Genomic DNA, 20,296 nt, shown 5'->3' with positions numbered 1-20,296 from the left:
CTGTGGACACTCATGTTCCCGAGCGGGGGTCAGGGGAGGCGGGCGATGAGGACGCCGCGGCGGTCGAGGGTGACCTGCTCGCCGAGGTCCCGGCCGGAGATCGCGTCGGTCGCGCCCGGCGGGACGGGCACCGGGACGGCGAAGACGTTGTGGTTGAGCAGGAAGAGGAACCGCGTGCCGTCCTCGGTCCTGCGCTCGGTCACCTCGACGCCCGCCGGAGCGCCCGGGAGGACCGGGACGGCACCGGCCTCGGCGGCGGCCTTGCGCAGGAGGGTGCCCATGGTGGTCGCGTCGGGCTTCGTGCCGAGGTAGTAGGCCACACCGGCGCCGTAGGAGCGGCGGGTGATCGCCGGACGCCCGGACAGCTCACCGCCGGCGAAGGTGGCCAGGGCCTCGGCGCCCTCCAGGTTGATCCACTCCGACCACAGGGTGCCCGTGCCGTGGTGGCCGTCGCTGAGGGCCAGGCCGACGGCGCCGTGCGGGGGCAGCGGCCAGAACTCCTCCACGTGCACGCCGAGCAGTTCGCGGAACGGCGCCGGGTAGCCGCCGAGGTGCACCCGGTCGTTGCCGTCGACGATGCCGGAGAAGAACGACATCACCAGGTGGCCGCCGGTGCGCACGTACTCGATGAGGTTGGCCGCCACGTCGGCGTCGACCAGGTACAGGTTGGGCACCACGACGAACCGGTAGCGGCTGAGGTCGGCGGCGGGGTGGACGATGTCGGTGGTGATCCGCGCCTCCCACAGCGGGCGGTAGTGCGCGAGGTTGGCGTCGACCTGGCTGAGGTCGGTCGCCGGGTGCGACTCCGCCTCCAGCGCCCACCAGCTGGACCAGTCCATCAGCAGCGCGGCGTCGGCCCGCACCCGCGAGCCCAGGACCTCCGGCAGCTTGGCCAGTTCCGCGCCGAGGTCGGCGACCTCGCGGAAGACCCGGGTCCGCGGCCCGGCGTGCGGCACGATCGCGGAGTGGAACCGCTCGGCGCCGCCGCGGGACTGCCGGAACTGGAAGTACAGCACCGCGTCCGAGCCGCGGGCCACCGCCTGGTAGCTCCACAGCCGCATCTGCCCGGGGGCCTTGGGGGCGTTGCGGTCGCGCCAGTTCACCGCGCTCGGCGCCTGCTCCATCAGCAGCCACGGGCGGCCGCCGCCGAGCGAGCGCATCAGGTCGTAGTTGAACGCGACCTCGACGTGGGTGTCCGCGCGGTGCGGGTCCGGGTAGGAGTCGTGGGAGATGACGTCCTGGTGCCGCGCCCACTCGAAGAAGTCGACGGACTTGGCCAGACCGAGCAGGTTGGTGGTGACCGGGACGTCCGGGGTGTGGGCGCGCAGCACGTCCTTCTCCAGCAGGAAGCACTCCAGCATCGCGTCGGAGGAGAACCGCTGGAAGTCCAGGTTCTGCGCGGGGTTGGGGATCGCCGGGACGGTGCGCGGCGGCAGCACCTCGTCGAAGCTGGTGTAGCGCTGCGACCAGAACGCCGTCGACCACGCCTCGTTGAGGCCGTCGACATCGCCGTAGCGACGGGCCAGCCAGCCGCGGAACGCCTCGGCGGAGACGTCGCAGTAGCAGGTGGACACGTGGCAGCCGTACTCGTTGCCGATGTGCCACAGCCGCAGCGCGGGATGCCGGGCGTAGCGCCGCGCGATCCGCTCCACGAGGGCGACCGCGTGCTCCCGGTAGACCGGGCTGGACGGGCAGTAGTGCTGGCGCCCGCCGGGCCACAGCCGGGTGCCCTCCGCGGTGACCGGCAGCGTCTCCGGGTGCAGCCTGGCCAGCCACGGCGGCGGGGAGGCGGTCATCGTGGCCAGGCAGACCCCGACGCCGTGCTCGGCGAGCTTGTCCAGCGCCCGGTCGCACCAGCCGAAGTCGAAGGTGTCCGGGCCGGTCTGCACCTGGGCCCAGCCGAACACGCCGACGGTGGCCATGGTGATCCCGGCGCGGCGCATCAGCTCCATGTCGGAGTCCCACACCGACTCCGGCCACTGCTCCGGGTTGTAGTCACCCCCGAAGGCGAAGGCGTCCAGGTGCATCGCCGTTCGGCTTGTCACAGTCCGGTCGTCGCCGGTTCTCGACTCCACCCGACGATGTTGCCAATGCCGCCGCAGGGCGTCGAGCACCCAAGCAGGTTGACCTGTTCGGCTCAGAGGTCGGCGGGCAGGACCAGCCACTCCAGCAGCTCGGCGTCGGCCAGCCGGGCCAGTGCCGCCCTGACCTCGTCGCGGTCGGGCGCCCAGCCGCGCTCGGCGAAGTAGTCGGCGACGGCCGCCACGTCGAGGGTGTCGTCGAAGTCGTGGGTCAGCTCCACGTGCACCAGCACCGCGAGGTCGAGCGGGCTGTCCAGCTCGTCGAACTCCGCCTGCTCGATCTCGGCGACCTTGACCTGCTTCTCGGGCATGGCGCAGACCTTAGCCCAGCCCCTTGTCCACCCCGAGGATCTCCAGCACCCGCAACACGATCCCGTGCGCGCCCACCAACCGGAGCCTGCCGACGGCGGCGCGGGCGGCCAGCAGCGCGCCGACCCCGGCGCAGTCGAGGTGGCTCACCCCCGCGAGGTCGACGACCAGCTCGTCGTGGTCCCCGCACTCGGCGAGCAGGGCGGTGCGCAACCTCGGGGCGGTGGCGATGTCGATCTCTCCGGCGACCGTGACCACGGCGGCGCGCCCGCCCCGCACCACGCCGATGGTGAGGTCCCGGTTCGGGTGCGGCCCGCCCATGCGGCCCGGGTAACCCCTGCCCGGCCGGTCAACCCCCGGGTTCCGCGGCAACGCCCGATTGGCCGACGCCCATACCGGGTACCTCGCGGGTGCGAACGTCGACCGGAACCAGGTGATTTTCACGTGAGCAGCCGCGACATCATCGTCGTCGGCGCGTCCGCGGGCGGGGTCGAGGCGCTGAGCGGCCTCGTCGGCGGTCTGGCCGGGAACATCCCCGCGGCGGTGTTCGTGGTGCTGCACATCCCGCGCCGGGCGCCGAGCGCGCTGCCCGGCATTCTCGACCGGGCGGGCCCGCTGCCCGCCCGGCACGCCGAGGACGGGGAGCTCGTCCTGCCCGGGCGGATCTACGTGGCGCCCAGCGACCACCACCTGGTGCTCCGCGGCGACCGGGTCGCGCTGACCACCGATCCCACGCAGAACGGCCACCGCCCCGCGATCGACCCGCTGTTCCGCTCCGCGGCCAGGTACTTCGGGCCCCGGGTCGTCGGCGTGGTGCTGTCGGGGGCGCGTGATGACGGGGCGGCCGGGCTGGAGTCGATCGCCCGCCAGGGCGGGATCACCGTGGTGCAGGACCCCGAGGAGGCGCAGCACCCCTCGATGCCGCGCGCCGCTCTCGACGCCGTCGAGGTGGACCACGTGCTCGGCACCGCGGAGATGGGCCCGCTGCTCACTCGCATCGCGGGCAGCGCGGCGGGTCCGGCGACGCCCGCCCCACCGGAGGCGGAGGACGAGATGACCGATCCGGTGAACGGGCTGACGCCGGTGGGCTTGTCGTGTCCCGCGTGCGACGGCCCGATGTTCGAGCTGCGCTCCCCCTCCACGCCGCGGTTCCGTTGCCGGGTCGGGCACCGGTGGTCACCGGAGAGCCTGCTCGACGGTCAGACCGACGCGCTGGAATCGGCGCTGTGGGTGGCTTATCGCAGCCTCCAGGACAAGGTCGCCCTCAGCAGGCGGATGGCCCGCAGCGCCGCCGAGCGCGGCCGTCCGGCTTCCAGCTCGCGCTACGAGCGCGTCGCGGAGGAGACTGACCGGGCCGGAACCCTGTTGCGAGGACTGATCGACAGGATGAACCGGATGACCGACTACCGCGGGGTGGAACCGTTGCCGGAAGATCGACGATGACCGACGCCGAGAAACTGCGCTGGCGCATCGAGGACTACCCGCCGCACACCATCCTGGTGCTCGACGGGGTCTTGGACCTGCGCACCGCGCCGCTGCTGCGCGCCGCCGCGCTCAAAGCGCTCGCCGCCCACCCGACCTGCCTGATCATCGACGCCGCGGAGGTCCGGCTCACCGAGGACATCGCGGCGACCGTCCTGCCGACGCTCGCGCTCAACGCCGCGGTCTGGCCGGGCAGCGCGGTGGTGCTGTGCGCCACCTCGCCCGCGTTGCTGTCCCGGTTGGCCCGGATGGGCACGCGCCAGCGGATCGCCGTGTGCCACTCCCTGGCCCAGGCGAAGGACATCGCCAGCACGCAGCCCGTGCTGCCGCGCTTCAGGGAGCGCCTGCCGATGAGCCCGCAGGCGCCGCGCCGCGCCCGAGGACTGGTCGACCGCGCGTGCCGGTCGTGGGGGCTGGCCCACGCAGTGGAGCCCGCGCGCACCATCGCCAGCGAACTGGTCTCCAACGCCGTGCTGCACGCGCACAGCGAATCCGTGCTGACCCTGACGCTGCGCGAACGCTACTTGCACCTCGCGGTCAGCGACGGCAGCCAGCAGACGCCGCGGCAGCGCACGCCCGAGGCCGACGGCGGCAGGGGACTGCTCCTCGTCGAGGCGTTGAGCGTGGCCTGGGGCACCGAGGTCACCGCTGCCGGGAAGCGCGTCTGGGCTACGCTGAGCGCCGAATAGCGAGGACTGAGGTGAGGCCGGTGGACGGCCAGCTCGGAAGGGCGCGCGTGACCGAGCCAGATCCGCAGTTCGAGGCGCTGCTGCTCTACCTCAAGGAAACTCGCGGTTTCGACTTCACCGGGTACAAGCGCTCCAGCCTGATGCGCAGGGTGAACCGGCGGATGGCCCAGGCCGGGGTCGACGACTACGCGCAGTACCTCGACTTCCTCCAGGTGCACCAGGAGGAGTTCACTGCGCTGTTCAACACCATCCTGATCAACGTCACCGCGTTCTTCCGGGACACCGAGGCGTGGGAGTACCTGCGGGCCGAGGTGGTGCCGCAGCTGCTGGCCGCCCGCTCCCCCGACGCCCCGCTGCGGGTGTGGAGCGCGGGTTGTGCCTCCGGACAGGAGGCCTACACCCTGGCGATCCTGCTCGCCGAGGTGCTGGGGGTGGAGGAGTTCCGCCGCCGGGTGAAGATCTACGCCACCGACGTCGACGAGGAGGGCCTGAACGAGGCCCGCCACGCCACCTACGGCGAACGCGAGGTCAGCGGGCTGGACCCGGTGCTGCTGGAGCGCTACTTCGAGCCCCAGGGCAACCGCTTCGTCTTCCGCAAGGACCTGCGCCGTTCGGTGATCTTCGGGCGCAACGACCTGGTGCAGGACGCGCCGATCTCCCGGATCGACCTGCTGGCGTGCCGCAACACGCTGATGTACTTCAACGCCGAGACGCAGTCCCGGATGCTGTCGCGGTTCCACTTCGCGCTCGCCGAGCACGGCGTGCTGTTCCTCGGCAAGGCCGAGATGCTGCTCAGCCACAGCAACCTGTTCCTGCCGGTCGACCTCAAGCGGCGGATGTTCCGCAAGGTCCCCAGGTTGCCCGTGGTACCCGGTTCGGTCCTGGTCGACATGCCGCGCGCGGTGCAGTCCTCCGAGCTGGTGGGGCTGGACCTGTTGCGCTACGAGGCTTTCCTGGCCAGCCCGGTCGCCCAGATCGTGGTGACCACCGACGGGCTGGTGGCGATGGGCAACCGGCAGGCGCAGGCGCAGTTCGGGGTCGGCGCGCGCGATGTGGGCAGGCCCTTCCGCGACCTGGACCTGTCCTACCGGCCGGTGGAGCTGCGCCGCTACATCGAGCAGGCGCAGCTGGAGCGGCGGATGGCCAACGTCTGCGACGTGGAGTACCCGAGGGCGGGCGGGGACACCCAGTACTTCGACATCCAGGTGCACCCGCTGGTCGGCGGCGACTCCAGCCTGCTCGGGGTCACCCTGGTCTTCCAGGACGTCACCTCGTCGAAGCGGCTGCAGGACGACCTCGAGCACGCCAACCGCCAGTTGGAGACGGCCTACGAGGAGCTGCAGTCCACCGTCGAGGAACTGGAGACCACGAACGAGGAGCTGCAGTCCACCGTGGAGGAACTGGAGACGACCAACGAGGAGCTGCAGTCCACCAACGAGGAACTGGAGACGATGAACGAGGAGCTGCAGTCCACCAACGACGAGCTCCAGACGATCAACGACGAGCTGCGTGAGCGCAGCATCAGGCTCGACGAGGCCAACGCGTTCCTGGAGACGATCCTGACCAGCCTGCGCGCGGGGGTCGCGGTGCTCGGCAAGGACATGCACGTGCAGGTGTGGAACCGCCGCGCGGAGGACCTGTGGGGGCTGCGCGTCGAGGAGGCGGTCGGCCAGCACTTCCTCAACCTGGACATCGGCCTGCCGACCGACCGGTTGCGCCCGGCGCTGCGCGGCGCGCTCAACGACGGTGTCGAGTGCACCGACCTGGAGCTGGAGGCGGTGAACCGGCGCGGACGGTCGATCACGGTGCGGGTGACGTGCAGCCCGCTGCTGTCCGGCGGCGTACCCAGCGGCGCGATCCTGGTGATGGAGCACGAAGAGCGTCCCGGCTGAGGCACGACGTCCCGCTCCGCCTGGTCAGGTGATCGGAGATGGCGACGGGTTCCCCGTAGGCTTCTCAGGAACGATCATGGGATGGGGTGCTTGGCGTGGCTGAGGCTTTCCGGGCGAGCGTGCGGCTTCGGCGGATCGCGCGGCAGTTGCGGCAGTGGCGCGACGCCGCGGGCAAGAAGGGGCAGGACGTCGCCCCGCAGCTGCGCTGGTCGCCCGCGAAGCTCAGCAAGATCGAGAACGCCGCGCAGCCGATCTCCCCGGTGGACGTGATCGCCCTCGCGCTGATCTACGGTGTCGCCGACGCCGAGCGCGACCAGCTGTTCCAGGACGCGGTGGCCGCGCAGGAGCGGCAGTGGTGGGAGGACTACAACACCGAGGCCCTGGTGCAGGTGGCCTACGACTTCGTCGAGCAGGAGGCCGAGGCCGCGCGGCTGTCGACGTTCAAGACCGACCTGATCCCCGGGTTGGTGCAGACCCACAGCTACGCCGAGGCGCTCGCGCTCGCCGACCTGCCGAAGGTCAGCGAGGAGATCGCCAAGCAGCGCGCCGAGGTGCGCACCGCGCGGCAGGCCCGCATGCGCGGCGACAACCCGCTGCGCTTCGAGGCGGTGATCGGCGAGGCCGCCCTGCGCCAGGTGGTCGGCGGCCCGAAGGTGATGCTCGGCCAGCTGGAGCGGCTGCTGGAAGTGGCGGAGCTGGAGACCGTGCTGATCCAGGTGCTGCCGTTCGAGGCGGGCGCGGTCCCGGCCATCGGATCGCCGTTCACGGTGCTGTCCTTCGACCAGGACCACTACCAGGACACGGTGTACGTCGAGAACCTGATTTACGGCTTCTACCTGGAGGAACAGGCCTCGGTGGAGCGGTATAAGCTCAGCTTCGCCGGCCTGCAGGAGGCCGCGCTCGACTCCGACCGGTCGATCGACAAGATCACCGAGATCGCGGGCGGACTTCGATCCTCATGAGGGAGCCCCCAGATGCGCGTCCCGGATTCTTCGGGAGTGTTATGGCGCAAGAGCAGCCGTAGCAACGGCAGCGGCAACGAGTGCGTGGAGATCGGCTTCGCGCGCACCAGGATCCTGATCCGGGACTCGAAGAACCCGGACGGCCCGGCCCTGACCTTCGGCCCGGCGGCGTGGAGCAGGTTCCTCTGCGCGGTCAAGGCGGGCTGCCACGACGCGGGGTGATCCCCCTCGCTCCCTCATCCGGGGCCGGTCCGCTTCGGACCGGCCCCGTTCTGCTACTCCCGCGCTTTCCCGTCGGTGATCGTCCACGCCAGCTGCAACCAGTCCGACGCCGTCAGCACCGCCAGCACGGACGCCGCCACCCGCGTCGGCCTCGGCGCCAGCACCAACCCCGCGACGAACCCTCCCGCCGCCCACGCGCCCACGCAGAACGGGCAGGTCAGCAGCTCCCCCACCGTCCTGCGCCACCCGCTGCCCCGCGGTTGTTCGCGCACCTCCGCCGATCCCGCCGCCCCCTGGTACCGCGTGAAGGGCGCCCGCAGGAAGCTCGTCACCCGCTCCTTGGACAGCAGTCGGGCCGCCTTGTGCGTGGCCACCCCGAGCAATGCCAGGTCGCTCCAGCGAATCCGCTCCGGCAACCCCTGGCCGCTGCGCCGCGCCACCGTCACCACCGCCCCCGCCAGCACGGCGTATACGGCAGCGCTGGACGCGTACCCACGCAGATTGATGTCCTCGCCACCGCGATAGTCGTCTGTCATGGCGCAGGACTACCCGCCCGGTCTGCGGGTGAACGTGTGCGTCGCCCCTGAGAAGGGTGCGGGTCGGGCGATCGGTCCCGCTTCCGTTTCGAGGTCCTGCCTCGTGCCATGGAACGGACAGCACCCACCCATACTCTCTGTCAAGATCGCAGCGGTGACAGGCCCACCCCGCCCAGGAGCGCCGGTTCCTTGCCCTGCAACGAATCGACCGCAACGTCGACGCGCCTCTGGTCGAGGGTCCGGTGGTCCTCCGGCAGAGCGCGGGCGATGCGATCGCAGGCGAGGAGATCAGCGGCGGCGGAGAGGGGCCGGAGTTGATCCACGATCATCAATGCCTTGCCCTCGTCGACTCGGCGTGCGGCCATCGCCTTCAGGACACCCGGGCGGGACGTCAGCTCCGACGGGCGGTGCGACAACCGGTTCGCTTTGACCTTGGAGATCGGCAACTCGAACGCCAACACCTCCTAGGCGGATTCTGATCAGGCGGGCCGAGGTCAGCGACCCGGCCTACGGCGCGGAGCCGGCGGAGCCGTCCGGGTCCTACGCCGAGCCCGACGCTGGGGTCCTGGTCGTCGTCGGCACCCCGGTGCCGCCGGATCACCGCTCCCCCAGCCGGAGCGTTGCGGCCACGGGTGCGTCCTGCGCGGCGCTGCCCGTGCGGTGCAGCTTCTGCCACGGCAGCCGGGCACCCGCGAACGCCGTCACCACCGACTGGATCACCACCAGATACATGAGCTGGCGGTGCACGACGGGCTGCACCGCGAGCGCCCACAGCGGACGGAAGCGTTCCCCGTCCAGCCAGAACGCCACGATGGCGGGAACCAGCTGCATCACGAGGAACCCGAACCAGGCCACGGCGGCCATGAGCGGGTCGGTGAACAGGCTCACCACCGCGAACAGATCGACCGCGGGCGCCAGCAACGGCAGCAGCACCTGGTACAGCAGCAGGTAGGGCAGACCGCGTCGGCCCAGCCGACCCCCCAGACCGCGTTCGACCACGGCACCGCGGTGCTTCCACATCGCCTGCAAGGTCCCGTAGCACCAGCGGTAGCGCTGCCGCCACAGCTGCCCGAGGCTGACCGGCACCTCGGTCCACGCGCGCGCCGACTCCTGATAGGTCACCGCCCAGCCGGCGCGCTCCAGCGCCATGGTGAGGTCGGTGTCCTCGGCAAGGGTGTCCACCGGAATGCCGTTGATCTCGCGCAGTGCGCTCATGCGGAACGCCCCGACGGCACCGGGGACGGTCGGCATGCACTGCATGACGTCGTACATGCGGCGGTCGAGGTTGAAGCCGATCACGTACTCGATGTGCTGCCAGGTGCCCAGCAGGCCGCTCCTGTTGCCCACCTTGGCGTTGCCGGACACCGCGCCCACGCCGGGATCGGCGAACGGGCGGACGAGCTCGGCGACGGCGTCCGGCTCCAAAACCGTGTCCCCGTCCACCATCACCACCAGGTCGGTCTCGCAGTGGCGCAGCCCGGTGTTGAGCGCGGCCGCCTTGCCCGCGTTGCGCTGGACGACCAGTCGCACGCCGGGCAGGCCGAGGCGGTGCACCACGTCGGCGGTGCCGTCGGTGGACCCGTCGTCGATCACGATCACCCGCACCGGCACCGTGCTGGCGAGGATGGAGCGGAGTGTGGCTTCGATGCCCGCTTCCTCGTTGTAGGCGGGAACCAGCACGGTCACCGACTCCGGAACCAGCCGCAACTCATGTCGGTTCGGCCTGCGGCGCCGACGGTGCACCACGGCACAGCAGACCAACAGCACCGCGCGTGCCAGGGCGAGCAGGGCGGACACGATGACCAGCCAGGCCATGACGTCGTTGAGGACCTGCGAGGCGCCGACGGTGAACACCACCAGCGAGCCCTCCGTCCGGTCGCCCCAGGACGCGGGCGTGGGCGCTCCCGGCGCTCCGAAGGCGTCGCTGACCGTGCTGAACCGCCAGCCCTGCTGCCGAAGGGAGGGGATGAGCCGTTCCAGGGCGGCGACGGTCTGCGACCGATCGCCCCCGGCGTCGTGCATCAGCACCACCGCGCCGCGGTCGTCCCGCGGCGTCACCGCCTTGACGATCGGGTCGACCCCGGGCCTCGTCCAGTCCTGGGAGTCGAGTTCGGACAGGACGACCAGGTAGCCGGCGTCGACGAGTCCCTTGGCGGCGCGGAAGTCCTCGTCGTCGAGGTCCTCCGCCTTCGCCGAGTAGGGGGGCCGGACCAGGCGGGACGACACGCCGGTCGCGCCCGCGACCGCGAGGCGGGTCTGTTCGAGCTCCAGCCTGGTGCGCAGCGGACCGGCCTTGCTCAGGTCCGTGTGCGTGAACGTGTGCAACCCGATCTCGTGCCCGGAGTCGACGATTCGCTTCGCCACCTCGGGACTCTTCGACACCGCGAGGCCGGTGACGAAGAAGGTCGCGGGCACCCCGTTGCGGCGCAACACATCCAGGACCGCGGGCGTCCACTCCGGATCCGGTCCGTCGTCGAAGGTGAGGACGACGGTGCGGTCCGGGACGCGCCGCGAGGTGAGGCCCTTGTCGTCCCGGCCGAGCAGCGGGCCGCCGGTGCTGACCGCGGACGGCACGGTCGCGTGCGAGCCCTCCTTGGCCCGGGCCCCTTGGTCGACCCGCTCCACGACGAGCACTTCCAGCAACATCCCGCCGAGCAGCACCAGGAGCGTCACCGCGAGCAGCAGCCAGTGCGTCCTCGGAGTGCGCGCACTGCGACGGCGCCTAGCCGCCATCGCCCGCCCTCTCGGTCCCGCGCCTGATGAGGCCCGACGGCAGGACGCTCTGCCTGCCGGACTTCGCCGCCGGGGACGGGGTGGCGGCGACAGGCGGGGCAGCGCCGGGAGGCGGAAGGGGCGCCGGAACCGGGACGGGGACCGGTGCGATCTTGAGGAACGGCGCGATGTTGAGCAACGGCGCGCCTGCGGCGGTCGTCACGGTGGGAGCGGGGTGGCGCCGGGAGGTGGGCGGCACGGTCGGGTGCTTGGTGGTCTGCACGGTGGTCGGTGGAGTTCGGACGGTGGGCGGCGGAGCCGTCGTCGTCGTGTTCTCGTTGTGTGACGCCGGGAGCAGCGAGGGCGGTTCCACCGGGCCGTCGGTGAGCGCGAAGCACAGCAGGGTCGCATAGGCGAGACCGGCCAGGGATGCCAGGCCGACCACGGTTCGCAGCACACGGCGGCGGCGGCCACTGGCGTCCACGAAAACGGGGCTGTCATGGGGGGACGCGTCGGGAATGGTCATGTCCTCAGTCAGAACGTGAAGGGACAACTGCGGGACCGGAGGCTACCCGGAAACACGACTCGATGAGAATATCTTGAATCACCCGCCAGATATCTGGAGTAATTTCCAGAACGCGGCATAGCCGCTGCTCAGAGACCTCGTCTAGACAACGCAAACGCATGCCGGAAGATGTTCTCCGCAGTGCCGCCACCTGTGCCCGAACGGCGACAGAGCACCGCGAATCACGGTGACGTCACGGTTTATCGTCTGCCGCACAACGCTTTCGGTCGATACTCCCCAACAAGGACTCTCCTGATTCTGCATCCAACCCACATAAGTCTTCTTGTTGTCAGCTGCGGGTACTTCTCCGGGTTCCGCACGAGAAACGTCGCCGAGATCGAGAGATGTCCGCGCGCAGGGCGGCCAGAGGAGTTCCGGGCTCAGGACGTGGTGTGGTGGCACGGTCAGGCAGTAGATCGCGACCGTCGCGCGCCCCCGCGCTCCTACCGGTCGAGGAGGTCGAGCACGTGAGCGCGCTCGAAGTGCCGCGCCCAGTCCCCCGCGTCACCGTCGAACCGGTGATCACGGATGCCGGGGTCGGCGCCGTGGTCCAGCAGCAGCCGGACCAGCTCGACATCGCCGACCTCGATGGCCGTGTGCAGCGCGGTCTGCCACGGCTCCTCGACCGGCAGATCGCTCCTGGCGCGGGCGTTGACGTCAAAACCCTTGCGCAGCAAGATTTTCACCGATTCCGGCCGCCCCTGTGCCGCTGCCCAGACCAGCAGTCCCGGGCGGGCCTCCCGCGCCGCGTCGACGGCTTCCCGCGGCATGGCCTCGACCGCGGCTTCATCTCCGGCAAGGGCGGCGGAGATGAAGGCGTCCGCGGGAGCCAGCTCGATCTCGTGCGCTCCCGAGCCACGTAGCAGCTCCGCCAGCTCGCGATGTCCGTTGCGCAGTGCGGTCTCCAACGGCGTGAGCCCGGTGCTCAACGGACTGACCACATCGATCCCGTTGTCGGCCAACAGCTTCACCCGCCGACGCTGATCGTGCACGACCGCCCACGCCAGCAGTTTGCGCGCCGATTCCCGCGGCGGGTCAACGAGATCCGGCAGCAACCGCCGCCACGGACCTCCATCACCACGGCCGAGGCCGAACGCCAGCAGGAGCTCGAACGCGTCGTCGGCCTCGGAGAACATGCGGTTGTACAGCGCCTGCCCGTCATTGGGATCGGCGCCCGCGGCGAGGAGCGGCCGGGCGAGCGGGATGGCGTGCGGATGCGGCGGCTGGTCGCCCTCCCCACCGCCGAGTGCTCCGGTCAGCACCGTGAAAGGCGTTGGCAGGCCGCGGAAAAACCGGCCGTCGTCGGGATCGGCACCCGCGTCGAGCAACATCCGCGCAGCAGCCAGGGTGTCCTCGAGTCCGACACCGACGCGGGCATAGGCGAGGTACATCAGCGGCGACCAGTCGTACGGGCCGGTCGGCGTCGCCGCCGAGGCGCCGGAAGCGAGATGTCGTTGGAGGTGGCCGGCATTCGCGCACGCGGCGGCGGCGGCGATGCTGTGCTCGGGCAGGTCCGGGTGCTGTGCGAGCAACCGCGCCGCCTCGGCCCGGCGCTGCGGGGCGTCTTCGGCGAAGTTCAGGCACGCCAGCCGCACGAAGCGGTCCGCGACCGGCTCGTCGCCGGACGGTTCGGCGTAGCCCCAGGAACGGGCATTGATCGCCTCGACGTGCCGCACCAGGCGCGTCCAGCTGGCGAACCCGTGCCGACGGGCCAGCGTCCGCTGCGCGTCGGCGAGCGTGCCGCCCGCGAGGGACCGGCGCAGCTGCTTGGCCTGCTTGCGCAGCTGGCCCAGGTCGGGGCGTTCGGGCAGGGGGACGGTCGGCATCGCGACCTCCTTCCATGGCCCCGTGGTCCGCGTGACGGGGTGAAAGGAGGTGGTGTGACCAGGGCGCTACCTGTCCTCTTCGGGCAGGCTCAGCCTTTTCCGCGGACCCGGAGGCGACCCGATTCGCCTCCGGGAAGCATACCTGTGGCCTCAGTTGTCGGGCAGGTTCTCCATCACCATGCCGTCGACCTTGAGCGGTTTCGGCAGCAGGCCGTGCACCGTCATCAGGTCGGCCACCCGCTGGATGCGCACGGTGTCCAGCCGCGTCGGGAAGGCACCGAGGTGCACCAGGCTCGCGGTGACCTGGTCGATGCCCTTGGCAAAGCTGGGCAGGACCTGCTCCACCTTGCCCCGGTCGGAGGCCTCCTTCTGCGCGCGCTGCAGCGCCCTGCGGAAGGCGGTGATCGTCTTGGGGTTGTCCCTGGCGAAGGCCGCCGTGGTCGCGTAGCCGGAGATCGGGAAGTCACCGGTGGCGCCCTGGGCCACGTCCAGCACCGGCAGCGCGCCGAAGTTGCGCTCCGCCTGGGTGATGAACGGCTCGACCATCACCGCGGCGTCGACCTGCTTGTTCTTCAGCGCGGCGGGCATGGCGGGGAACTGGATCTCCACCCAGCCCACCCCGCTGTGGTCGACGCTGTGCGCGTCCATCGAGGCCTTGGCCAGCAGCTCGGCGATGGCGCCCCGGATGGTCACCGCGATCCTCTTGCCCGCCAGGTGCTGGGGCGCGGTGATCGAGGAGCCCTGCGGCACCACGATGACGAAGTTGTGCGGGCGGGCCTGGTAGCCGTCGGCGATCAGCTTCAGGTCGGCCACCCCCTTGGACTGGGCCTCGAAGAACGACATCCAGTTGCCGACCGAGATGTCGAACTGCTTGCCGACCAGTCCGTTCACGCTGGTGGTCCCGCCGGGGATGCCCACCGTCTCGATCTCCAGGCCCTCGTCCCGGAAGTAGCCCTTCTGGATCGCCATGTGCAGCGGCGCGAAGTCGATGATCGGCATCGCGCCGATCTTGATCCGGGACTTCTCCAGTCCCGCGCCCCCGGCCGCGTCGGCTCCGGAGTCCCCGCCGAGCAGGCCGCAGCCCGACGCGACGAGGAGCAGTGAGAGAGCGGCCAGGAGCGCCCGCACTTTTCGTCCACAGGTACTACGCGACATTTTTACATTATCTTTCGACGGGGGTCAGCAATGATCGCGAACGTTATACCAGGAGAAACTGGGAGCATTACCGGATGACAACTCCGGCGACACCGTCACGACTGCCATGTCAACTATTCGTACTCCTGGTCCATACGAGTGACCGGGGTCGGGGGTGATTCCACGACACGAATACGGTGCGACGTGCGGGTACCAGGCCGCATAGACAAGTCTCCGCCCATGTTCGCCGCTTGGCCCGAATGGCCCGGGCTCCCCCTGGACACGCCCTCCGCCGGTGCGTATCACGACCGCTCCGACCGGGAATGACCGTCGTACGGGCCTTTCGACCAGCACCGAATGTGGTCCGATCGGATGATCTTGTGGAACGTGCATCCCGCACCCGTGCGCCCGGCCTCCCCGGAGATCGCGCTCAACCTCCGCCTCCGGGCGGATGAGCAGCCGTTATGCGCGCTACTAATCGATCAAGCTAGGTCACCGGGAAATGTGTCGCTAGGGTCTGCCCGCCATATGCCAGACCAGTTCGAGTGGCTTGTGAGGAGCAACGTGATCGCTGTCGGCGGCAGGCGCGTCGTGGTGACCGGAATCGGTGTTGTCACCCCCCTTGGCAACACTGTTGAAGAGTTCTTCGACAATCTGTGCGACGGTCGGAGCGGAGTCGGTGAGCTGACCCGTTTCGACACCTCGCGTTGTCCGATCAAGCGGGCCGCCGAGCTGTCGGACTTCGATCCGGCCGAGCACGGCATCTCCGAGCGGGACATCCGGGTCACCGCCCGGTTCCAGTGGCTGGCCATCGCCGCGTCCCAGGCGGCCGCCGCCGACGCCGGCCTGGACCTGCCGCGCAACGAGATCCACTCCGACGCGGCGAGATCACCGAAGAAGCTGGACCGCTTCGGGGTGGCCATCGGCGTCGCCTACTCCAACGCGGAGATCCTGCAGCGCCAGTACAAACTGCTGGAGCAGGGCGGCAGCCGGTCGATCTCCGCCCGGCTGTGCAACCTGACCCTGCCGAACTCGCCGACCTCGGCGGTGTCCATCCGGCACGGTCTCACCGGCCCGCTGGTGACGGTCAGCGGCGCGTCCGCCTCCGGCGCCGAGTCGCTGATCGCCGCCTACGACAAGATCAAGTACGGCCGGGCCGAGCTGATGCTCTCCGGCGGCGCGGAGTCGGCGGTCAACGAGATCACCATCGCCGCGTTCGCGCAGAACCGCACCGGTTCCCGGATCGGCATCTGCCGCCCGTTCGACAACAAGCGCGACGGCACCATCCTCGGCGAGGGCGCGGGTGTGGTGGTGCTGGAGGATCTGGAGCACGCCAGGGCGCGCGGCGCCCGGATCTACGGCGAGGTGCTGGGCTACGGCCTGCGCGGCGACGCCTACGACATGTCCGACATCCGCCCCGACGAGGCGCCCGGCATGCGGGCCTGCCTGGAGGAGGCGCTGCTGGACACCGGGGTGAGCACCACCGAGGTCGGCTACATCAACGTGCACGGCACCGGCACCAAGATGAACGACCCGGCCGAGGCCTTCGCCATCCGCAAGGTCTTCGGCTCCGACCCCGCGTCCAGCCCGCTGGTCAGCGGCACCAAGGGCGCCACCGGGCACATGCTCGGCGGCACCGGCGGCGTCGAGTTCATCACCGCACTGCTGGCCAGCCACCACAACCGGGTGCCGCCGACCTACGGCCTCGAGGACCCCGACCCGCGCTGCGCCGACCTGAACCACGTGGTCGGCAAGGGCATCCCGGCCTCGGTGCCCACGGCGATCACCACCAGTGTGGGGATGGGCGGGAACAACTCCGCCATCATGGTCCGTGGATGGTCCGGCGGAGAAGAGCCGGCCTAGCTGCTAGTCGGACAGGAGTGCCATGCGTGACGTGGTGATTGTCGGGGCGGGACCGGTCGGCCTGTGGCTGGCCGCGGAGCTGCGCCGGACCGGGGTCGAGGTGACCGTCCTGGAACGGCTGACCGAGCCGGTACCGTACGCCAAGTCGCTGACAATGCACCCCCGCACGCTGGAGCTGCTGGCGATGCGCGGGGCGGCCGGCCCCTGGCTCGACGAGGGCAAGCGGATCCCCACAACGCACTTCGCCTTACTGGACAACAGGTTGAGCTACGCCAACCTGGAGACGAAGTACAGGTTCGTCCTGTTCCTCCCGCAGTCGAGGACCGAGGCGCTGCTCGCCGAGCACGCCTCGGCCCTCGACGTGGAGGTGCTGCGCGGGCGCGCCGTCACCGGCGTCCGCGACAACGGCGACTCGGTCACCGTGGAGACCGGGACCGGTGAGGAGTTCCAGGCCCGCTGGGTGGTCGGCTGCGACGGCCCGTCCAGCACGGTGCGCAAGGCCGCGGGCATCGACTTCGCCGGGACCCCGTCGACGCTGAGCGTCCCGATGGGCGACGTCCGCCTCGCCGAGCCGCCGGAGGCCGTATCGCTGACGATCAACGGCGACAAGGGCGCGCTGTTCCTGGTTTCGTTGGGAAACGGCAGGTACCGCGTCTCGCCGACCGACCACTCGATGCTGCACATCCCGAAGGACGAGCCGCTGACGCTGGAGGAGCTGAAGGAGAGCACCCGGCGGGTCGTCGGCACCGACTTCGGCATGTACGACCCCTCGTACCTGGCGCGCTTCGGCAACGCCACCCTCCAGGCGGCGCGGTACCGCAACGGCCGCATGCTCCTCGCCGGAGACGCCGCGCACATCCACATGCCGTTGGGCGGCCAGGGAATGAACCTCGGCATGCAGGACGCGACGAACCTGGCGTGGAAGCTCGCCGCGGTGATCCAGGGCTGGGCCCCCTCGGCCTTGCTGGACACCTACGAAGGCGAGCGCCACCCCGTCGGCGCCCGCGTCATCGACGACACCCGCGCGCAGACCGCGCTGGTCGTGTCGACCTCACCGGAGAACAAGGCCCTGCGCGCCCGGTTCAACGAACTGCTGGCGGCTCATCCGTCGTTGAACCACGAGCTGGCGGTGCAGCATTCCGGGCTCGGCGTTTCCTACGGCGACACCGGGTGGCGGATGCAGGATCTGGACCTGGGCGGGTTCAGCGTGTTTTCTCTGCTGCAAGCGGGTCGGTTCGTGTTCTTGACCACCCGGGACGGTGTTCCGGACCTCGGGCCGCGGGTTGATGTGGTTCGGGTTGCGGAGCTGCCTTGGGGTGGGGTTCTTCTGCGGCCTGATGGACACGTGGCTTGGGTTGATGGGCCCGGGAACGTGGAGGACGCTTTTGCCGGCTTGCTTTCCGGGGGTTGAGGGGCGGCTGATCGTGACTACCGGTACATGGGCAACGAGGGGCAAGGTCTACGAAGCGGAACTCGAACCCGCGCCGTTCTGAGGAACGACGGTGATCATCCACGCGTGGTCGTCGGGGTCGGCGACAACGGCTGTGTAGCCCCACGGCCGGTGGGCGGGCTTCATGACCAGTTCCGCACCTGCTTGCTGTGCGCGGTGGACGAGGTCGTCCAAGGCGTCCTCGGAAGGGGCGCTGAGGCCGAGGAGGCATTCGCTGGTGCCGTGCGGTGCGACGGGACGGTTGCCGGTCACCCACCCGAAACCGCCCTTCGGGACCAGCATCAGGCGGGCCCCCTCGGACAGGTCGAACTGGAGCGGCTCCGGCAAGCCGTCCTCGGCGAGCGGGCCGACGGGGCGGAGGCCGAGGGAACGGTAGAAGGCGTGGGAGCGGGAGCGGTCCTCGATCGGGAGGCTGACGATGAACACGCGGTTCTCCTTCAGATCTTGCGGCCGCAGAGGAACAGCAGCAGGTCCTGGGCGGGAGCGGACTTCGGGGTGCCGGAGCCGAGGGTCCAGTCCATGTCGGTCGCGCGGAGCTGGATGCCGTCGAGGTTCACGCCGAAGTACTTCACGTTCTTCTCGCTCAGGTCGTCGAGCACCGTCTTGAGCCGGTCGAGGGGCACGCGGCGGTCGACGCCGAGGGGCACGGTGATGTCGAGGCCGTGGATGACGTCGTGCGACAGCGCGCCCTCGTAGCCACCGCCAGGCGGCTTCCACGGGTGGTTGATGTTGTCCCGCAACGAGGTCAACAAGTCCTCTGTGGACAGAGCGGCGGCGTCGCGCCTGGCGCAGCGGTCGGACATGCGGTTGAAGTTGCCGCCGGACCTGACGAGGTTGCCGAGGATGCGCGGAAGCGAGTAGCGGTAGGCCGTGGTGATGTGGGCGACCACTTCGCGGACGCGCCACCCCTCGCAGAGAGTGGGCGCATCCCATTGGTGTGCGGGCAGATCCGTCAACAGCGCGGCCAGTTCGGCGCGTTCGGCGGCGATGGCGGCGCGGACGTCGGTCACGGGTGTCCTCCTGCTTCTTCGAGCCGTTTCGTGAGGAAGCGGCGTTCGGTGTCGGTGGTGGCCAGCGCGATGGCCTCGCGGTAGGCGGCGGCCGCCTCGGTGTCGCGGTGCAAGCGGCGCAGCAGATCGGCGCGGGTCGCCGGGAGCAGGTGGTACCCGGCGAGTTCTCCCTTGTCCCGCAACGCGTCCACCAGGCGCAACCCGGCGGCGGGACCGTCGGCCATGCCGATCGCGACGGCGCGGTTCAGCTCCACCACCGCGGACGGTGTCAGCACGGCGAGCCGTCCGTACAGCGCGGCGATCTGCGGCCAGTCGGTGTCCTCGGGTGAGGCGGCGCTCGCGTGGCAGGCGGCGATCGCGGCCTGGACCTGGTACGGGCCGGGACGCCGTCGCCGCAACGCGGAGTCGAGCAGGTCGACGCCTTCGGTGATCGCCGCCCGGTCCCAGCGGGCGCGGTCCTGCCGGTCGAGGGTGATCAGCTCGCCGTCCTGGCCGATGCGGGCGTCGCGGCGGGAGTGGTGCAGCAGCATCAGGGCGAGCAACCCGGCCGCCTCCGGCTCGTCCGGCATCAGCGCGGTGAGCACCCTGGCCAGCCGGATCGCCTCCCCGGCGAGGTCGGGGCGCAGCAGGTCAGCGCCCGCGCTCGCCGAGTAGCCCTCGTTGAACAGCAGGTAGAGCACCGCCAGCACGGCGGGCGTGCGCTCCGGGAGCAGGTGCGCCGGTGGCACCCGGTACGGGATACCAGCGTTCTTGATCTTCTGTTTCGCCCTGGTCAGGCGCTTGGACATGGCCTGCTCACCGACCAGGAACGCCCTGGCGATCTCGGTGGTGCTCAGTCCCGCGAGGGTGCGCAGCGTCAGCGCGACCCGCGCCTCCGGGGCCAGCGCCGGGTGGCAGCAGGTGAACATCAGCCGCAGCCGGTCGTCGGGGATCTCGTCATCGGGGACATCGGGCTCGTGCGCCATCGCGGCGACCTCTCGCAGTTTCGCGGCGCCGACCGCATCTCGGCGGAGCCGGTCGGTTGCCCGGTTGCGCGCGGCCGTGGTCAGCCACGCGCCCGGTTTGCGGGGCACGCCGTCGCGCGGCCAGCGTTGCAGCGCGAGGGCGAACGCGTCCTGCGCGCACTCCTCGGCCAGCTCCCAGTCCCCGGTCACGCGGATCAGGGTCGCCACGACCTGGCCCCACTCGTCGCGGAACGCCCGCGTGAGCGCGGCGGAGACCTCCGCGCTCACGGGAACTGGATCAGTGGCCGGATCTCGATGGTGCCGTAGCTCGCCGCCGGGTGCTTCGACGCGATCTCGATGGCCTCGTCCAGGTCCGCGCACTCGATCAGGCAGAAACCGCCGATCTGCTCCTTGGTCTCCGCGAACGGCCCGTCGGAGAGCAGCAGCTGCTCGTCCCGCACGCGCACGGTGGTCGCATCGGTCGGCGGGCGCAGCCCACCGCCGCCCCGGATCACGCCCCTGGCCTCCATCTCCTCCGACCAGCCGCCGCAGCCGTCCTCGGCGTGTTCGGCCGCCGACTCGTCACCACAGATCAACAGCATGTACTGCACGTGTCCTC

General features: G+C 70.5%; 20 protein-coding genes. 7 read left to right on the top strand and 13 right to left on the bottom strand.

Annotation, left to right across the window (positions count from 1 at the left end; all coding sequences use genetic code 11):
- Positions 1-29: 29 nt before the first annotated feature.
- The 3 genes from BLT28_RS00790 to BLT28_RS00780 all read right to left on the bottom strand — a co-directional run bounded on the left by BLT28_RS00790 (position 30) and on the right by BLT28_RS00780 (position 2,711).
- Entirely contained in the window at positions 30-2,045 is a 2,016-nt protein-coding gene (locus tag BLT28_RS00790; protein ID WP_322788500.1) for a beta-galactosidase, read from the bottom strand.
- Positions 2,046-2,137: 92 nt separating this feature from the next.
- On the bottom strand, positions 2,138-2,392 hold the full coding sequence (locus BLT28_RS00785) for a hypothetical protein (RefSeq protein WP_030433149.1): 255 nt from the start codon (positions 2,390-2,392) through the stop codon (positions 2,138-2,140).
- A gap of 10 nt (positions 2,393-2,402) precedes the next feature.
- Complete coding sequence (locus BLT28_RS00780) at positions 2,403-2,711, bottom strand: STAS domain-containing protein (RefSeq protein WP_052408110.1); 309 nt, start codon at positions 2,709-2,711, stop codon at positions 2,403-2,405.
- A 123-nt stretch (positions 2,712-2,834) separates the two neighbouring features.
- Here BLT28_RS00780 and BLT28_RS00775 point away from each other — a divergent pair, with 123 nt between their 5' ends.
- The 5 genes from BLT28_RS00775 (at position 2,835) to BLT28_RS00755 (ending at position 7,637) form a co-directional block, all read left to right on the top strand.
- Positions 2,835-3,833 carry a chemotaxis protein CheB gene (locus BLT28_RS00775; protein WP_030433147.1) on the top strand — a complete coding sequence of 333 codons (999 nt, stop codon included), beginning with the start codon at positions 2,835-2,837 and terminating at the stop codon, positions 3,831-3,833.
- Positions 3,830-4,561 carry an ATP-binding protein gene (locus tag BLT28_RS00770; protein ID WP_052408109.1) on the top strand — a complete coding sequence of 244 codons (732 nt, stop codon included), beginning with the start codon at positions 3,830-3,832 and terminating at the stop codon, positions 4,559-4,561. The genes BLT28_RS00775 and BLT28_RS00770 overlap by 4 nt, the downstream gene beginning before the upstream one ends.
- Positions 4,562-4,608: 47 nt before the next feature.
- Complete coding sequence (locus tag BLT28_RS00765; RefSeq protein ID WP_030433145.1) at positions 4,609-6,453, top strand: CheR family methyltransferase; 1,845 nt, start codon at positions 4,609-4,611, stop codon at positions 6,451-6,453.
- A gap of 95 nt (positions 6,454-6,548) precedes the next feature.
- The gene (locus tag BLT28_RS00760) at positions 6,549-7,415 is read left to right on the top strand and encodes a helix-turn-helix domain-containing protein (protein WP_030433144.1); all 867 of its coding nucleotides are present in this window, start codon (positions 6,549-6,551) and stop codon (positions 7,413-7,415) included.
- A 12-nt stretch (positions 7,416-7,427) separates the two neighbouring features.
- Positions 7,428-7,637 (top strand): DUF397 domain-containing protein, encoded by a 210-nt coding sequence (locus tag BLT28_RS00755; protein ID WP_030433143.1) that lies wholly within the window; start codon positions 7,428-7,430, stop codon positions 7,635-7,637.
- 53 nt (positions 7,638-7,690) lie between these two features.
- On the opposite strand, the gene BLT28_RS00750 is transcribed toward BLT28_RS00755, so the two are convergent.
- The 6 genes from BLT28_RS00750 to BLT28_RS00725 form a co-directional block, all read right to left on the bottom strand.
- Positions 7,691-8,173, bottom strand: a complete 483-nt coding sequence (locus tag BLT28_RS00750) for a DUF1360 domain-containing protein (protein ID WP_030433142.1) — start codon at positions 8,171-8,173, stop codon at positions 7,691-7,693.
- 140 nt (positions 8,174-8,313) lie between these two features.
- Positions 8,314-8,634: a hypothetical protein gene (locus BLT28_RS00745; protein ID WP_030433141.1), complete on the bottom strand. Its 321-nt coding sequence runs from the start codon at positions 8,632-8,634 to the stop codon at positions 8,314-8,316.
- A 136-nt stretch (positions 8,635-8,770) separates the two neighbouring features.
- A complete protein-coding gene (locus BLT28_RS00740; protein ID WP_043813878.1) occupies positions 8,771-10,906 on the bottom strand; it encodes a bifunctional polysaccharide deacetylase/glycosyltransferase family 2 protein in 2,136 nt (711 codons plus the stop codon).
- Entirely contained in the window at positions 10,896-11,411 is a 516-nt protein-coding gene (locus tag BLT28_RS00735; RefSeq protein ID WP_156051739.1) for a hypothetical protein, read from the bottom strand. The genes BLT28_RS00740 and BLT28_RS00735 overlap by 11 nt, the downstream gene beginning before the upstream one ends.
- Before the next feature lie 482 nt (positions 11,412-11,893).
- Positions 11,894-13,276 (bottom strand): ankyrin repeat domain-containing protein, encoded by a 1,383-nt coding sequence (locus tag BLT28_RS00730; RefSeq protein ID WP_052408108.1) that lies wholly within the window; start codon positions 13,274-13,276, stop codon positions 11,894-11,896.
- Positions 13,277-13,426: 150 nt separating this feature from the next.
- Positions 13,427-14,404 carry an ABC transporter substrate-binding protein gene (locus tag BLT28_RS00725; RefSeq protein WP_231950575.1) on the bottom strand — a complete coding sequence of 326 codons (978 nt, stop codon included), beginning with the start codon at positions 14,402-14,404 and terminating at the stop codon, positions 13,427-13,429.
- A 570-nt stretch (positions 14,405-14,974) separates the two neighbouring features.
- Between BLT28_RS00725 and BLT28_RS00720 the strand changes: the two genes are divergently transcribed.
- The gene (locus tag BLT28_RS00720) at positions 14,975-16,273 is read left to right on the top strand and encodes a beta-ketoacyl-[acyl-carrier-protein] synthase family protein (RefSeq protein WP_052408107.1); all 1,299 of its coding nucleotides are present in this window, start codon (positions 14,975-14,977) and stop codon (positions 16,271-16,273) included.
- A 22-nt stretch (positions 16,274-16,295) separates the two neighbouring features.
- Positions 16,296-17,684, top strand: coding sequence for an FAD-dependent monooxygenase (locus tag BLT28_RS00715; protein WP_030433135.1), 1,389 nt, complete (start codon positions 16,296-16,298; stop codon positions 17,682-17,684).
- Between the two features lie 48 nt (positions 17,685-17,732).
- Here the strand turns inward: BLT28_RS00715 and BLT28_RS00710 are convergent, their stop codons facing one another.
- From BLT28_RS00710 to BLT28_RS00695, 4 genes are read right to left on the bottom strand one after another with little or no spacing between them, the layout of a single operon-like run.
- Complete coding sequence (locus tag BLT28_RS00710; protein WP_156051737.1) at positions 17,733-18,149, bottom strand: VOC family protein; 417 nt, start codon at positions 18,147-18,149, stop codon at positions 17,733-17,735.
- Between the two features lie 11 nt (positions 18,150-18,160).
- Positions 18,161-18,733 carry a maleylpyruvate isomerase family mycothiol-dependent enzyme gene (locus BLT28_RS00705; protein ID WP_030433134.1) on the bottom strand — a complete coding sequence of 191 codons (573 nt, stop codon included), beginning with the start codon at positions 18,731-18,733 and terminating at the stop codon, positions 18,161-18,163.
- Positions 18,730-19,965, bottom strand: coding sequence for an RNA polymerase sigma factor (locus BLT28_RS00700; RefSeq protein ID WP_030433133.1), 1,236 nt, complete (start codon positions 19,963-19,965; stop codon positions 18,730-18,732). Before BLT28_RS00700 ends, BLT28_RS00705 begins: the two co-directional genes overlap by 4 nt.
- Positions 19,962-20,288 carry a YciI family protein gene (locus BLT28_RS00695; protein WP_030433132.1) on the bottom strand — a complete coding sequence of 109 codons (327 nt, stop codon included), beginning with the start codon at positions 20,286-20,288 and terminating at the stop codon, positions 19,962-19,964. Before BLT28_RS00695 ends, BLT28_RS00700 begins: the two co-directional genes overlap by 4 nt.
- Positions 20,289-20,296 lie beyond the last annotated feature (8 nt).

Source organism: Allokutzneria albata (assembly GCF_900103775.1).
GTDB classification, from domain to species: domain Bacteria; phylum Actinomycetota; class Actinomycetes; order Mycobacteriales; family Pseudonocardiaceae; genus Allokutzneria; species Allokutzneria albata.
Note: the sequence above shows the minus strand (reverse complement) of the source record. Positions and strands in the feature narration are given on the sequence as shown.

Excerpts from the sequence above, each read along its gene's own strand:
- BLT28_RS00785 (WP_030433149.1), bottom strand. The coding sequence starts at position 2,392 with ATGCCCGAGAAGCAGGTCAAGGTCGCCGAGATCGAGCAGGCGGAGTTC.
- BLT28_RS00780 (WP_052408110.1), bottom strand. The coding sequence starts at position 2,711 with ATGGGCGGGCCGCACCCGAACCGGGACCTCACCATCGGCGTGGTGCGG.
- BLT28_RS00770 (WP_052408109.1), top strand. The coding sequence starts at position 3,830 with ATGACCGACGCCGAGAAACTGCGCTGGCGCATCGAGGACTACCCGCCG.
- BLT28_RS00755 (WP_030433143.1), top strand. The coding sequence starts at position 7,428 with ATGCGCGTCCCGGATTCTTCGGGAGTGTTATGGCGCAAGAGCAGCCGT.
- BLT28_RS00750 (WP_030433142.1), bottom strand. The coding sequence starts at position 8,173 with ATGACAGACGACTATCGCGGTGGCGAGGACATCAATCTGCGTGGGTAC.
- BLT28_RS00740 (WP_043813878.1), bottom strand. The coding sequence starts at position 10,906 with ATGGCGGCTAGGCGCCGTCGCAGTGCGCGCACTCCGAGGACGCACTGG.
- BLT28_RS00735 (WP_156051739.1), bottom strand. The coding sequence starts at position 11,411 with ATGACCATTCCCGACGCGTCCCCCCATGACAGCCCCGTTTTCGTGGAC.
- BLT28_RS00730 (WP_052408108.1), bottom strand. The coding sequence starts at position 13,276 with ATGCCGACCGTCCCCCTGCCCGAACGCCCCGACCTGGGCCAGCTGCGC.
- BLT28_RS00715 (WP_030433135.1), top strand. The coding sequence starts at position 16,296 with ATGCGTGACGTGGTGATTGTCGGGGCGGGACCGGTCGGCCTGTGGCTG.